The following is a 13845-nucleotide window of genomic DNA, read 5'->3' as shown; positions in this document are numbered from 1 at the left end:
AGAAGCATGAAAGCTGCTGTTTTAGTAGATAAAATGAAAATGGAAGTACAAGAACTACCAATTCCAACTCCAGGAGACAATGAAGTCATTGTTAACGTGAAAGCCTGTGGAATTTGCGGAACGGACCAACATATTTATCATGGACAACCAGGTTCCGCAGAGGTTCAATTTCCAATCGTGTTAGGACATGAACTAGCAGGTGAAGTTGTAAAAGTGGGAGCAAAGGTTAAGACGTTAAAAGCTGGTGACCGCGTATCTATTGATCCAAACATGTATTGCGGAGAATGCGAATTCTGTAGAGGCGGACGTCCACATCTATGTAACGACTTACAAGCAGTCGGTGTCACAAGAAACGGTGGTATGGAAGAATACTGTGCCGTACCATCCGCAAACTGCTACGTACTTCCAGACACGCTTTCCTACGAAGAAGGCGCCATGATCGAGCCACTTGGCTGTGTCCTACACGGAGTAAGCCAAGTAAACTTTTGGCCAGGAGCTTCCGTATTAGTAATCGGTGGCGGCTACATCGGCCTCATGATGCTCCAAATGGCAAAAATGTACGGCACCAACGTAACCGTCAGCGAACCAGACCAGAAAAAACACCCATTCGCATTGGAACTAGGGGCAGACCAAGCCATAACACCAAACGAATTAGGTCAGGATGTTGTCATGGGTCAGGGGGACAGGTTCCCTGTCCCACCTGCTGGTTTTGATATTGTAATTGAATGTGTGGGGCGTAAAGAAAGCATGACCCAAGCCATACAAATGGCACGAAAAGGTGGAACGGTGTTACTTTTCGGAGTATCAGCACCTGATACAACTATTGAGGTCAACCCATATGAGATTTTCTCAAAAGAATTAACAATCAAGGGTTCATTCATCAACCCACACACACATGAACAAGCAATCGCCTTAGTCGAACAAGGCAGAATCCAAATCAAGCCACTACTCAGTCACCGCTTTACACTAGACGAACTACCAGAGATAATGAAAGAATACCCAAAACTCAACGTAGTCAAAGGAATCGTAGTAGGCGAATAGTGCTAGTCTGGGACACGGGGACAGGCTCCGTGTCCCACTTTTTTGATAATGTGGGGCAGGTTATATCCCGGGGAAACTAGTTGGGACAGAGGGACAGGTACTGTGACCCAGCATAAGATTTGGGACAGAGGGACAGGTACTGTGACCCAGCATAAGATTTGGGACAGAGGGACAGGTACTGTGACCCAGCATAAGATTTGGGACAGAGGGACAGGTCCGCTGACCCAGCATAACGATTTGGGACAAAGGGACAGGTACTGTGACCCAGTATAAGATTTGGGACAGAGGGACAGGTCCGCTGACCCAGCATAACGATTTGGGACAAAGGGACAGGTTCACTGACCCAGCATAATGATTTGGGACAGAGGGACAGGTTCGCTGACCCAGCATCATGATTTGTATCACAAGGAAAGGCACAATGTCCCATCTTATCTATTTAAACAAGAAAGAAGGTTGGCTGTAATGATAATTGGAGGAATTGAAGCGGGCGGAACAAAATTTGTTTGCGGAATTGGGAACGAGCATGGAGAAATTTTTGAAAGAGTTTCATTCCCAACAACGACACCTGAAGAAACGATGGAACGTGTATGTTCATTTTTTGCTGATAAGTCAATTGAAGCAATCGGAATTGGCTCTTTTGGTCCAATCGATGTAGACACAACGAGTCCTACTTACGGGTACATTACGCAAACTCCGAAAGTAAAGTGGAAGAACTATAATATCGTCGGTGAACTGAAAAAATATTTTGATGTTCCGGTTGGATTTCATACAGATGTAACAGCAGCTGCATTGGCTGAATCTACATGGGGTGCAGCGGAGGGGATGGACAGCTGTCTCTATATGACAGTTGGAACCGGAATTGGTGTTGGAGCTGTCATTAACGGAAAGCCATTCCAAGGGTTAACCCACCCAGAAATGGGTCATATCCTGGTTAAACGCCATCCGAATGATACCTTCGAGGGCTTCTGCCCATATCACGGAGACTGCCTTGAGGGCCTAGCAGCAGGACCAGCCCTTGAGAAAAGATGGAACAGAAAAGGACAAGAGCTAACAGACCAACCTGAGGTATGGGAAATTGAATCCTTCTATCTAGCACAAGCGCTCATGAATTATATACTTGTTCTATCTCCGAAGAAGATCGTCATTGGTGGAGGCGTGATGAAGCAGGAGCACCTAATCCCACTCGTGCGCAAACAGGTACTTGAACTACTAAACGGTTATGTCGCAGTTCCAGAACTAACACCTGAGAATATAGACAATTATATTGTTTTACCAGGACTTGGAGATAATGCGGGGTTGGCTGGGGCGATTGCGTTGGGTGTAAGGTAGGTAGAATATGTGATATATAATATTGCCTATAGCTACGAATTTAATAAAAAGATAGTTTATCGATATTAACTCCCCATTTACATTAAATGGGGGTTGTTTTTTAGGAATTGCCCCCATCGATTTCCCTTCTCGGGAGGAATATCTAGTTTCAAACAAACGTTTGTTTAGCGGTTTATTCGTTTAGCCGCGGGCCATTTCAATTTCAAACAAACGTTTGATTAGTTGCTTTTAAAGAATAGAATTATGGCTGTTATAGTGGGATTAGTGACAGAAATACTATCCTAAGCTCGTAGTAGACTTTTCTATTTCTGTCCTCATCATTTCTGTTATTGAAATTATCTAGTCAAAAAATCGATTTTAGTCTCCTCAGTTAGAAAGGGAGGGTATGGTGCAAACACATACAGGTTGCCACCTTGTGATCCATCTCGTTTATTAGTCTCATAAACCTTCAACAATCCAAGATCGATACCCTTTCTTACCATACGCTTAAAGGTTGATCGTGAAATCATCCCTCTTAAATCTTTCTCAAAATCATAGCAAACAATCTTGCCAATGGATTCTTGGCAAACACCAGGTATGTCCGATGATGAGTGAATCAACTGCTCTAACCCAATCAATTCTCCCTTTGTAAACTTCTTACGTGTGTCAATGAGCCATATTTCTATATTGGTTATAAACTCCTCTATATCCTTAAACTCTGAATAACCCAGTAAATCATGCCTTGAATCTATTTGTACTCTCATTTTCTTGAACCCCCTTTTACTATTGTTATAGGGAGGGGTATAGCTCAAAAAGGGGTCATGTGGGATAAGGTATTTTTCCAGTCCTTACAACTAACACAGCCAAATAAGTAGAATACAGGAAGACATTAGGACGGAGATGTAGATAAAGCTATTTTCCCGTTTATGAGTTGGGTCACGGAACCTGTCCCCCTGACCCACAATTTGTAATTTTTTAGAATATTTTACCTAGTCAGTTTTAATAAGTGGTATAATAGTCCTAGTTTGGTAGGAGGTGGGTATTATAGGAATAGTTTACATTTTACTAGGTTAATAGTAATGGTTTTGCCAACTGTGTTTCTAGTGAATAAAAAAACAAGAGTGGGGAGTAAGAAGTGTATGAAAAGGGGATTGAAGAAGCTATTTTATTCCTTTCTAACATTTTTATTGTTAATCTCAACTATGCCTGTTCATGCTGCAAATGCGATTGAAAAACCGAATGCTGACGCTAATGTACAGGCAATTGAGATTGATGATGAGGTTTTAGTAAAGGAAAATGAATCAAGTGTTTTAGATCCAAAGGTAGGACCGAAGGATTACCAAAAGCAAAAACAAGAAAAGTTAAAATCATCATCACTAGGTTTTAGTACTTTAGATAGTGGTAATGCCTACATATCTAATGACTTTTTATCCGTAGCTACAGAGCAAACCGGTAGATTTACATTGGGTACCACAGGAGGGAATCCAAGTATAGATAGTGATGATAATCAAATCTTACTTTACGGGCATCCAAATCCTGGTACATCCTTTACGACAGTACGTATTAACGGAGAGGATCATGTATTTACTGCTGAGGCAGTATCTGTAGATGAAAGCAAGAACGAAATTATTTCTACCCAAGCTATTAATAGTGCAACGGTCAAGCAAATTTTAACATTTAGTATTAATTCAACAACAAACCGTGCTGATATTGTAGATATTCGATACGAGATTATGAATAATGGAGCGGAAGAGCTTTCAGCTGGTACTAGAATAATGCTCGATACCATGTTGGGATACAATGACGGGGCACCTTTTAGAGTACCTGGTGTAGGTGAAGTTCTTTTTGAACAAGAATTAGTAGGCTCGCAGGTTCCACAATATTGGCAGGCCTTTGATAACTTAGAAAGCCCAAGTGTAGTGGCAAATGGTACTTTTTATCGTTCACTGTTCGAGCGTCCAGATAAAGTGCAGTTTGCTTATTGGGGTGATATATATAATACAAGCTGGGACTACGAGGTAACCGCAGAGAAGCCAGTTACATGGGATAGCGCGGTTGCAATATACCATAATCCGAAATCAATTGCACCTGGTGAGACGAGAGTAATCGATTCGTATTACGGCATTGGTGATTTTGCCATTTCAGATACCGAACCACCTCTATCGATTCGTATTACGGCACCTCAAGAGCTACAAGTTGATGCTGAGAATGGAAATTATTTTTCAAACCCATTCACAATAACAGGTTATGTTAGAAATATTGGGACAGAGAGTACAAACGATACAACTATCACACTTGAATTACCAGAAAATAGTGGTTTATCTATTTTAACACCTCAAGAGCCAAAGATTTCACTTGGCAATCTAGAGGTTGGTGAAGAAAAAACCATTAATTGGACTGTGCTAGCAGCATCTCAAACAAGTGATCAAACGGTTGACTATTCAATCAAGGTGAATGCCTCAAATGTGGATGAAAAAACAGTACCAATTTCTCTAATTCTCCCACAGGTAACAACTGAATCAAATGGAACAATTTCCTTGAATAAGGAAGAAGTCCACCTAAATGTTGGCGAAGTAGAAACGTTACGTGCAACATTAAATGGGATTAGAGGAAATGTGACGTGGTTAAGTGACAATGTTAATGTAGCAACAGTTAATTCAAGTGGAAAGATCACAGCTAAATCTGGTGGGAAGGCTACAATAATTGCTGCAGCTGGGGGTAAAATAGCTGAAGCTACAGTGAATGTTAATGGTGATGCGATATCATTAGAGTCTATATCGTTCTCAACTGACAAGCTAGAGTTAAATATAAATCAATCCAAACGGGTATCGCTAAAATATACACCAGAAAATGCTTCAAATAAGCGCATTTCTTCCTGGTTTTCAACAAGTCCATCCATCGCTAGAGTTACGAATGGGATTGTGCGAGGGGTCTCGGCAGGAACTGCAAGAATTTTTGCGATCTCTGAAGATGGTCGACGGATTGCATCTATACCTGTTGAAGTGAAGGAAGCAGACCCAACATTAGACCTTGGGGAAGGTATTGATTTTTCGGAAAATGTTGAAGGGCCAGAGATTTCATTTGGTGGCCATGAATTCTCATTGTTCTCTCTACCATTCGAGGTGGAGTTGGGTCTAGATGACAAAGTCAAACTTGTCTATGATGCCTCAGAGGATAAGTTTACAGGATTTTTTGGAGATTTAAGTGTTACAGGTACTGGCGACTTGAATCCGGATGGCACGTTAACGGATGAAGCTAAGAAATTAAGAAAAGAGACATACCAAAACATTAAATCTCTTATGAGTAAGGTAGGAAAAAGCACGAATCGAGACTTTTATAATTCATACCGCAGTCTCATTAAGAAAAGCAGTGGATTTGTGATAAAAGGAGACCAGACCATCTTCGGATATGTGGACGTGGTGAATACCCGAAATGGATATAAGTTAGCAGAAGGACAGGTGGTAATCCTGCAGACTGCTGGATTCGATATGAGATATCGTTTTCCGCCAGCTCCTGTAGCTTATGTGAAATTCGGCGTAACAGGCTCCCTTCAAAGTGGTTTAAAACTAAAGCTTAAGGAAGCGGGTAGTTTATCGGAGGGTGTTGATGTATACGGCTCTTTCGAAGGGAAATTAACACCAACACTAGGTGTAGGTGCTGGACATGATGCGGTGGTTAGGGTTGAAGCAGGTCTAGAGGGAACATTAGGAGCTAGTTTGGATATTCCGTTTACACGTAAGTTTAATCCAAGTGATCATCTTGGACTAGATTTTACAGCGAATCTTTATTTTGAATATCAGGCGTTATTGTTCATTAATGGAAGAAATTCGTGGAAGATTCATGAGACACAATTGTATCCGAGATCACGTTCAAATTCGCTAAATCGACTACAAATAGATAATGATGCAAATTCATTTACTTTAATGCCAAGGAATTATGCAAATGATCCGTCACGATTTGTAGCGAATAATCAAAAACGTACATTTAGCATGTCACAAGCAACTAATAGTGTAAATGCTTTAAATGTAATTAAGGAAAATGTGTATCCATATTCATCTCCAGTTTTCACTACAATAAATAATGGAAATCAACTTTTAGTATGGATGGATGATGACAGACAGCGAGACGCATCTAATCGTACGGCGCTCTATTACTCCATTTTTAATGGAAGCAGCTGGTCAACACCCCAACAGGTTGAAGATGATGGAACAGCTGATTTTGCACCAAGTATTGTTGTTCATAACAACGACGTGTACTTGACTTGGCAAAATTCTAGCAATGCCTTTAATGATGCAAGTGTAACACTGGATGATATGGTTCAAGATTTAGGTATTCGCGTGGCGAAGTACGAGGGCGAAAAGTTTGTTGATTTTGAAACCATAACAAACGGAAGTAATGTGCCTACAAGTGTACCAAAGATAGCATCCAATGGAACAGATCTATCTATTATCTGGGCAGAAAATGAAAAGAATGATGTCCTTGATACGTCAGCTGAAAATCGCATAATGGAATCGACGTATTCAAATGATTCGGGTTGGACATCACCATCTATGGTGGTGGATGGATTAACAACAGTTTCGGGTCTAGATGTTGCTTATCAAAACAATGGAAGGGTTCTTGCATATGTCATGCAAGACAATCTGTACCTAGTAAGAGATAGTCAAGCACCAGTTCAAGTAACGACTACAGGAACAAATCGATCTCCGATTTTTACCACTACAACAAGCGGAACTGACCTATACTGGTATACCGATGGTGGAATTAACTATATGGAGAATGTAGATGTTCGTACTGTAAAAACTGTTGTTTCTAATTGGGATGGTATTGGAAACTTCAATATTATGACAAACAATGATAAGCGTTTGTTATATTGGGAACAGGAAAATGGTTTCAAAACAGAAGTTTACGGAGTTACCTATGATGAAAATCGTTCACAGTGGGGGCTTCCAGTTCAACTCATTAACGATGATAGCCGTCTTCGTGATGTGAATGGCGTTATGAATGAAAATGGTAACGCGACATTTATTTTCAATTCTGTAGAGGTTAATGAGGAAAAATTTGATACCGATGAGGGACCATTTGGTAGAGTCGATTTAAAAACAACAACGATTACGCCAGCTTCTGATCTAGCCATTTTGAGCAGCATTAACTTCGATAGCAATAGTGTGAAGCCAGCTGAAGATTTACGATTGAGCTTTGATGTTGCAAACATGGGGCAAAAGACAATCGAAGGGGTAAAAGTGGAAGTTTCTCATAATGGTGAAGTCGTTTTTACAGAGAATCTGGAACCTAGCCTATTATCTGGTGAAGAAAAATATGTCGAAATTCTTTATCCTTTACCAGAAAATCTACATGATTATTCTGTAAAAGTGAAAGTGAGTCCATTATCTGATACTGATTCAAATACTGCAAATAACGAGGCTGAGGTACTAATTAGTCAAAGTAATATTGAGGTAACGAAACCAGTAATAAGTGGTGATGGTGCTACGCGTACGCTTACTTCAGAAGTGAAGAATATCGGGTACAAGACTGCTACGAATGTAGAAGTGAAGGTCGTTTCCGACAGAACAGATGGTGAAGTTGTCGCGACAATGGTTGTGGAAAGTCTTGCACCGGGAGAGTCTCGTTTCGTAGATTTCGAGATTGCCATAGGGGACCTACATTTCAATCCTGAAAGCGATGATGTCGTGCTTTATGTTGTGGCTGAAGGAAATGAAGAATTCAAAAACGGGTTACATTATAATTTTACAAAACTGACAAATCCATATGATGGGAACCTGTTACGCATTTCAGAAGTGGGAATAGCAGGTAATAACCTAATCTTCACCATTTACAATAATGTACCTGAAGAAGTGGAAGGAACCATACTGATCCAAACTATTAACGATGTTGTCCAGGAAACGATTGGTCAAGCGGCTACATTCCAGGGACTATACGGCCATTCGCTTCAATTTGATATCAGTAATCTTTTAGCTAACCTTGATGAATCAAGTAACATTCGACTTTTCGTTGTCGATGAAAATGACGTTACCATTTCGAATGTGATTGATTTAGGGGAAAAAGTAGATGCTCCTGCTTCGAATCCAGAACCAGGCACGTACAAAGAGGCACAATCTGTAGCTCTATACACATTAACATCTGACGCTAGTATCTATTACACAACTGATGGAACAGAACCGACAGAAGAAAGCACGAAATATACGTTACCAATACACGTTGGAGAAACAACAACCATTAAAGCAATCGCTGTGAAACCAGGTCAAGACAATAGTGATGTAGTAGAGTTGGCATTTGTCATTGAGCCTGACGAGGACGATTCCGATAAGGATCCAGAGGAACCAGGAAACGGAGACCCAGGTGATTCTGATCCGGATGAAGACAAACCGGGTGATGGAGGAATAACTGATCCGAATGATGGCGAGCCAGGGGATTCCAAAGATGATGGCGATACAGATAGGCCTACTACCCCGGTAAATGGTGATTCAAGCAATGATGATGCAAGAAACGAAGATGATGAAGATAACAAATTGCCTTCTACGGCAACAACTCTCTATAATATTTTATTAATAGGTACAGTTATGGTAGGGATTGGCTTTGTCGTACTTCGTAGAGTTAGACGAAAAATAGTATAAGATTAATAGTATCTACATGTGATGAATATGCTTCCCTTAACAGCAACTAAAAGGGAAGCATATCCTTTTTATGATTGAATTCATCGGTGGTAAATGATTCAATTAAAGAATGGGAAGATAATTTTTTATAATGAGGTGTGATTTGATGAAGAAGTTGAGAAAGATTTTAGTACTTACAGGGCTAGCGCTTTGTATTCTATCCGTGCTCTTACTGCTAGCAACCCTTCTTTTTCCTTCTACCTATTTCAGTATTGCTTTAGCTAACTCGTTTACACTTCCATTTGTAGCGGGAGTATTTCTCATGATTCTCTCTTTTTTTCTAGCAAAGAGTGAAAAAAACAAAAGTACAGTTATCAAAAAAGCAATCTATGTAATTCTATTATTTGCACTACTTAACTTTTTTATCCAAAATCCCATAGTCGCTTCCGTTCGCGACATTCAGGCAGTTGTTGCGAATAACTTATACGTAACAGAAGGTGAAGTAATCGAAACCTACATTGAGCGCAAATCTAGAACTTCCCAAAACGCAAGAGGTTTCAGTGACAAGTACTACCAATATATTAAACTCAACAACAATCACCAAGACGAATTTATCATCCAAGTGGCAAGCCAAGAAGACTACATCTTCCAACAAGGCCAAACCTACCAAATCACGGCACTCCCATACTCCCGCATCGTACTGGAATGGGAATAGTTCAAGGGTGGGTCAAGGGGACAGGCTCCTTGACCCAGAGATAACAACAAAGCAGCGAGGGAAGAACATTCCGTTTTCCCTCGCTGCTTTATGCTTTAGAAAGTATTCATCAACGTACAATTTGGATTCAAACAATCGTTTATCTAGCGCTGAAGTATGATAACGGCAGGAATCTATTCCAGATTACCTCAACCCCTCAGATTAAGTAGGAACTAATAATAGTCTACAATTTTAATCAAAATCAATATCTTCTAACATTCCATTAGCCATAAATTTCAATATTGATGCATTCTTCGAGAGATAGCTAACCAGTGTTATGTGAGCAAGGTTTTCAACCATTTCTTCATTCAAATGATCGAAGTTTCCTTTAATTTTCTTGTTGATAACCTGTAAAGGATTATTTTGAATAAGAGAAAGTTCCTCCATTTCGGCTTTTGAAATAGTTTTATTCTTAAGTAGCTTTTTTTGGATATGTGTACTCAATTCAACGATATTTGTGTAAATTTTTATTAATTTTAATACAAGGAGTTCCTGATTATCACTATATTTATCCAATAGATTTAGTATTTTTTTTATCTCGTATGATCCAATTGATGTTTTTAAATCATCCACCAATAAAAGATACGAAATTTGTCTAACGGAGTACTTTTTTCCAAGCTCTGGTGGTCCGATTACTTCCTTAAGTTCTTTTTGTATCCAGTTTTGAACAGTAGTAGCTGTAAACTTCTTAAAAAGTGTAGTCTCCATAAGAGATTCAATTTCTTTTAACGATAATCTAAGTGTTTCGTTTTGTGTGAATAATATCGCTGTGAAAATATTCGGGCAAAAACTTTTAACTAAATCTTTTAGGTCTTCTTCAGAAATATCCCCCTTATCCAGTATATTTAGCCGCCCATTAATGTTTTTAAGACTATTGATAAGAGGACCGATCATTCGATCGTCTTTTAAATCTAAATACCATCTTCTAAATGCCTTTTCTACTAATTTTAATGATTCATCATGATTGTTTTTCGTTAGTAATATAAGAAGATCATATATTTCAGATTCCTCAAATTCCATCGCAAATAACAAAATTCTCTCACATCCCAATTTCAGCAGTTCTATACCTCATTCTAAATCTAATTTATTAATTTTGCAATTCTGATTTTGTATTTTGTAATATTTATATTTCATAATTTTATTTTGTTATTTACATTTTAATTATACTATATTATTATAAGTGTGTCGCGATAACTAAAAAACTCGGGGAGAATAGTAGTGATTTTATAGAAAATACAAAAGTTAAAGAGAAGAGGAAGAAAAAGTGAAAATTGATAAATTAATGGAATTATATAATGACACGTATATGTATGCTTTATATTTAGAGCCTAACTTTGCTATTCCTAATGATACTCTGCTATACCAATTATTGGTCGAGCAATTCCCAGGTATTATGGATGATACTGATTTTTACATTCACTCCACTGGTTTGGTGTTACCTGTTAACGGTGAACGTGGACTGATTGAGCCATTTCATTATTTTAAGTATTCGTATTTTAATAATAAAAATCAGGTGACAATACATTGTCCTATAGTAGAAGTTTGGTAGGAAGGAAGAGAGAGTATGAGAATAGAGCATCACTATGTTTATTTATTAAAAAAGAAACTAAGTGCCTTAATGGAGTTTGAGAAAAAGTTGTTACCTATCCTAGATGACGTACAAAGTTTTCATTCATATCCTGAAGTTGTCCAAGATATCCTTTTTAAGGAGTCACAATCGTTCGGTAAGCAAATTAAAAACATAGAAGCAAAAATAAATGAATATTATCGTGCGAGCGAAGAAGAGCGCATCGACCTGAATATGGTTGCTTGGTTTTCCGAGGAAAAACAAAGAAGATCCTCCCAAGAATAAATAACAAGGTATGAAAGCTTATAGAAAATATGATGAATGGGGGAAGGAACCATGAGCTGTCATTGTTGGTGGTGTGATGAAACAATAGAAGAGGATAAGGTACTCATACGCTCATACCCAGGTGTGACCGAAGAACCATTTTGTCCCAGTTGTACTGCTGAACTGGACCAGTGGAGTAAAGAAAAATGGGATCGACATTATGATTTTCTTCTAGAAGATTATGGGGGTTGGACGTCGTATGAACCTAAAAGAAGGAGAACCTGTAGAATTGAGGGTTGTGATGGAATCTCCGAACCTGACGAAGACTATTGCGATGAGCACATACGGGAACCGTAAAGGGATTCAAAATGGAGACAGGTCCCGGTTCCGTGTCCAATAGGACGAAATGGAACAGCCTCTTTAATTCTTAATTCTTTATTTTTGGCTATTTATAAGGATATTTTTGTTGGATATGCAAATAATGCTGGTCTCCCCATTTAATAAATAAAAGTTTGAGTAATAATTTTATCAACAATAAAAAGCAGAGTACTTACCAAAGACAAAAAGCAGATCACAAACAAGAAAAGATAAATTAGTCTCAAAGGAATCCTCCTGACTTATATTTTGAATAAAATTATAACTCTAAATTGTAAATCTACTTTTGTTTTAAAATAAAGATTTAATGAAGTTTTTTAATATGTCAGCAGTGACCCTATACATTGATGCATGAAAAAGCTAGAGTGCCAGTCCCTCTGTACACTTGGAGAAGGAGGAATATCTAACAGAAAGGCCCAATAAGAAAATAAATTCTTATTGGGCCTTTCATGAATTTATAAGTTATTTGCAAGTAGAGTCGTAGCTGCACTAATTAAAATTGCTAAGATTGGAAATGAAACATATAAGAAAATTTTATTTCTCTTTCTTTTCCGATCCATTTCTTCTGGTGTAACCCATGTGCTCATTAATTGACTTCCTCCCCGTCTTCGGTAGCTGGCTGGCGTAGTCGATAGGACTTTAGCCCCTTTAGCTTTGCGTAGTCCACTTTTCAGTGGTTTTGCTATTATCGAACGAATTCGAACCAATACTATATTATTATCGTCGTATTATGTCGAATTGTTAATAGGTATAAAGTACCATTGTATTGCTATAAAACGGAAAAATAACAACTATATAAAAATTGGATGGTATTTTAAAAGAAATTCTAAGATAGCAAAAGAAGCATAAAGCGATTAAAAATCTTAGTCCAGGCTTCTTTACGTTTTTGCTGTAAAAACTGTACCAATGGAAGGCGTGTTGCATATTCTGTTAAAAAAGGAGAAGAAGTGAATGGATGTAAAAGATAAATACCAGATTGAAAGACGATATATCTCATTCGGTAAGTCAAGGTCTGGTCAAAAGATTAAAAAAGTTCTATTCGTTGTTGCACACGAGACATTCAATGATAATGCTGATGCTGATGATCATTATCGCTATTTCAACAGTCATCCAGCTAATACTTCTGCACATACCTTTATTGATGATAAAAAAATATTAGAAATTATTCCCCTTGATGAAAAGGCATGGCACGTTAACTACAACAAGCCCGCAGATAATAGAATGTTTGGGGATGATGCTAATGATGCTGCTATTGGGGTTGAGCTTTGTAGAACAGGGGAATTTAAACAATCATATGACAGATATGTCTGGTACCATGCATACCTGTGTCATAAGTTTCAATTAATACCTGAGCAACATTTGGTTCAGCATAGTGTTCTGGATCCGCAAAGACGGTCAGATCCTGAAAGTTGGTTAAATCCGAATGGAGTAACTTGGGATCAATTTATAAAGGATGTCCGTAATTATTATAACAAATGGGTAAATGAGGAAAGAGTAAAGGGAATACCTAGAGGAATTGGTGTTGCAATCACTAAATATCCAGATGGATATGGGGTGAATTATTACGATGCTCCAAGGGGAAGGTTTAAAGGTAGAATTACAAATAAGATTCCTTATATCGTGTATGCTGTAAATGATGGATATGTGGATATAGGAAAAAGCTCTTGGGTACCCCTAGAGCACGTTGATTTCAAGAGGCATACTGCTACCTCCCGATATCCAGAAGGCTATGGAGTGAATTATTACAATAAACCGAATGGAACATTCAAAGGAAAAATAATCAACCCTATTCCATATTTAGTGTATGAACGAAAAGATGGTTGGGTCGATATAGGGCAAGGTAGTTGGATACCTGAAGAGCATTTGAGAATTGATTCACAAATATAAGCGAGAAAAAAGCGCATCGCACTTCTAAACCCCATTTA

At 38.5% G+C, this 13845-nt stretch carries 10 protein-coding genes, 1 pseudogene and 1 riboswitch; of the genes and pseudogenes, 8 read left to right on the top strand and 3 right to left on the bottom strand.

The genetic code is table 11. The annotated features are described in order from the left end of the window. Positions 1 to 6: 6 nt before the first annotated feature. Both ACWNMY_RS08800 and ACWNMY_RS08795 read left to right on the top strand, forming a co-directional pair. Positions 7 to 1041, top strand: coding sequence for a zinc-dependent alcohol dehydrogenase family protein (locus ACWNMY_RS08800; RefSeq protein WP_449537854.1), 1035 nt, complete (start codon positions 7 to 9; stop codon positions 1039 to 1041). 462 nt (positions 1042 to 1503) lie between these two features. Next, positions 1504 to 2370 carry an ROK family protein gene (locus ACWNMY_RS08795; protein WP_449537853.1) on the top strand — a complete coding sequence of 289 codons (867 nt, stop codon included), beginning with the start codon at positions 1504 to 1506 and terminating at the stop codon, positions 2368 to 2370. A 335-nt stretch (positions 2371 to 2705) separates the two neighbouring features. Here the strand turns inward: ACWNMY_RS08795 and ACWNMY_RS08790 are convergent, their stop codons facing one another. Further along, positions 2706 to 3113 carry a hypothetical protein gene (locus tag ACWNMY_RS08790; RefSeq protein WP_449537852.1) on the bottom strand — a complete coding sequence of 136 codons (408 nt, stop codon included), beginning with the start codon at positions 3111 to 3113 and terminating at the stop codon, positions 2706 to 2708. Between the two features lie 375 nt (positions 3114 to 3488). Between ACWNMY_RS08790 and ACWNMY_RS08785 the strand changes: the two genes are divergently transcribed. Together ACWNMY_RS08785 and ACWNMY_RS08780 are read left to right on the top strand one after the other, a co-directional pair. Then, a complete protein-coding gene (locus tag ACWNMY_RS08785) occupies positions 3489 to 8981 on the top strand; it encodes a chitobiase/beta-hexosaminidase C-terminal domain-containing protein (RefSeq protein WP_449537851.1) in 5493 nt (1830 codons plus the stop codon). A 145-nt stretch (positions 8982 to 9126) separates the two neighbouring features. Further along, entirely contained in the window at positions 9127 to 9675 is a 549-nt protein-coding gene (locus ACWNMY_RS08780) for a hypothetical protein (protein ID WP_449537850.1), read from the top strand. Positions 9676 to 9906: 231 nt separating this feature from the next. On the opposite strand, the gene ACWNMY_RS08775 is transcribed toward ACWNMY_RS08780, so the two are convergent. After that, positions 9907 to 10746 carry a DUF1836 domain-containing protein gene (locus ACWNMY_RS08775; RefSeq protein ID WP_449537849.1) on the bottom strand — a complete coding sequence of 280 codons (840 nt, stop codon included), beginning with the start codon at positions 10744 to 10746 and terminating at the stop codon, positions 9907 to 9909. A 232-nt stretch (positions 10747 to 10978) separates the two neighbouring features. Here ACWNMY_RS08775 and ACWNMY_RS08770 point away from each other — a divergent pair, with 232 nt between their 5' ends. Genes ACWNMY_RS08770 through ACWNMY_RS08760 form a run of 3 tightly spaced genes read left to right on the top strand, consistent with a single transcriptional unit; the run spans position 10979 to position 11902 of the window. After that, positions 10979 to 11263 (top strand): hypothetical protein, encoded by a 285-nt coding sequence (locus ACWNMY_RS08770; protein WP_449537848.1) that lies wholly within the window; start codon positions 10979 to 10981, stop codon positions 11261 to 11263. Positions 11264 to 11278: 15 nt separating this feature from the next. After that, positions 11279 to 11566: a hypothetical protein gene (locus ACWNMY_RS08765; RefSeq protein WP_449537847.1), complete on the top strand. Its 288-nt coding sequence runs from the start codon at positions 11279 to 11281 to the stop codon at positions 11564 to 11566. A 51-nt stretch (positions 11567 to 11617) separates the two neighbouring features. Further along, positions 11618 to 11902 (top strand): hypothetical protein, encoded by a 285-nt coding sequence (locus ACWNMY_RS08760; protein WP_449537846.1) that lies wholly within the window; start codon positions 11618 to 11620, stop codon positions 11900 to 11902. Positions 11903 to 12375: 473 nt separating this feature from the next. Here the strand turns inward: ACWNMY_RS08760 and ACWNMY_RS08755 are convergent, their stop codons facing one another. Further along, on the bottom strand, positions 12376 to 12507 hold the full coding sequence (locus tag ACWNMY_RS08755; protein WP_449537845.1) for a hypothetical protein: 132 nt from the start codon (positions 12505 to 12507) through the stop codon (positions 12376 to 12378). A 20-nt stretch (positions 12508 to 12527) separates the two neighbouring features. Then, a riboswitch (cyclic di-GMP riboswitch) is annotated at positions 12528 to 12614 on the bottom strand. 257 nt (positions 12615 to 12871) lie between these two features. On the opposite strand from ACWNMY_RS08755, the pseudogene ACWNMY_RS08750 reads away from it, so the two are divergent. After that, positions 12872 to 13390 (top strand): annotated as a pseudogene (locus ACWNMY_RS08750) (peptidoglycan recognition protein family protein); the annotation flags it as partial. Positions 13391 to 13845 lie beyond the last annotated feature (455 nt).

The organism is Ferdinandcohnia sp. Marseille-Q9671 (assembly GCF_976954385.1).
This window is presented reverse-complemented; position numbering and strand designations above follow the sequence as displayed.

Excerpts from the sequence above, each read along its gene's own strand:
- ACWNMY_RS08800 (WP_449537854.1), top strand. The coding sequence starts at position 7 with ATGAAAGCTGCTGTTTTAGTAGATAAAATGAAAATGGAAGTACAAGAA.
- ACWNMY_RS08795 (WP_449537853.1), top strand. The coding sequence starts at position 1,504 with ATGATAATTGGAGGAATTGAAGCGGGCGGAACAAAATTTGTTTGCGGA.
- ACWNMY_RS08790 (WP_449537852.1), bottom strand. The coding sequence starts at position 3,113 with ATGAGAGTACAAATAGATTCAAGGCATGATTTACTGGGTTATTCAGAG.
- ACWNMY_RS08785 (WP_449537851.1), top strand. The coding sequence starts at position 3,489 with ATGAAAAGGGGATTGAAGAAGCTATTTTATTCCTTTCTAACATTTTTA.
- ACWNMY_RS08780 (WP_449537850.1), top strand. The coding sequence starts at position 9,127 with ATGAAGAAGTTGAGAAAGATTTTAGTACTTACAGGGCTAGCGCTTTGT.
- ACWNMY_RS08765 (WP_449537847.1), top strand. The coding sequence starts at position 11,279 with ATGAGAATAGAGCATCACTATGTTTATTTATTAAAAAAGAAACTAAGT.
- ACWNMY_RS08760 (WP_449537846.1), top strand. The coding sequence starts at position 11,618 with ATGAGCTGTCATTGTTGGTGGTGTGATGAAACAATAGAAGAGGATAAG.
- ACWNMY_RS08755 (WP_449537845.1), bottom strand. The coding sequence starts at position 12,507 with ATGAGCACATGGGTTACACCAGAAGAAATGGATCGGAAAAGAAAGAGA.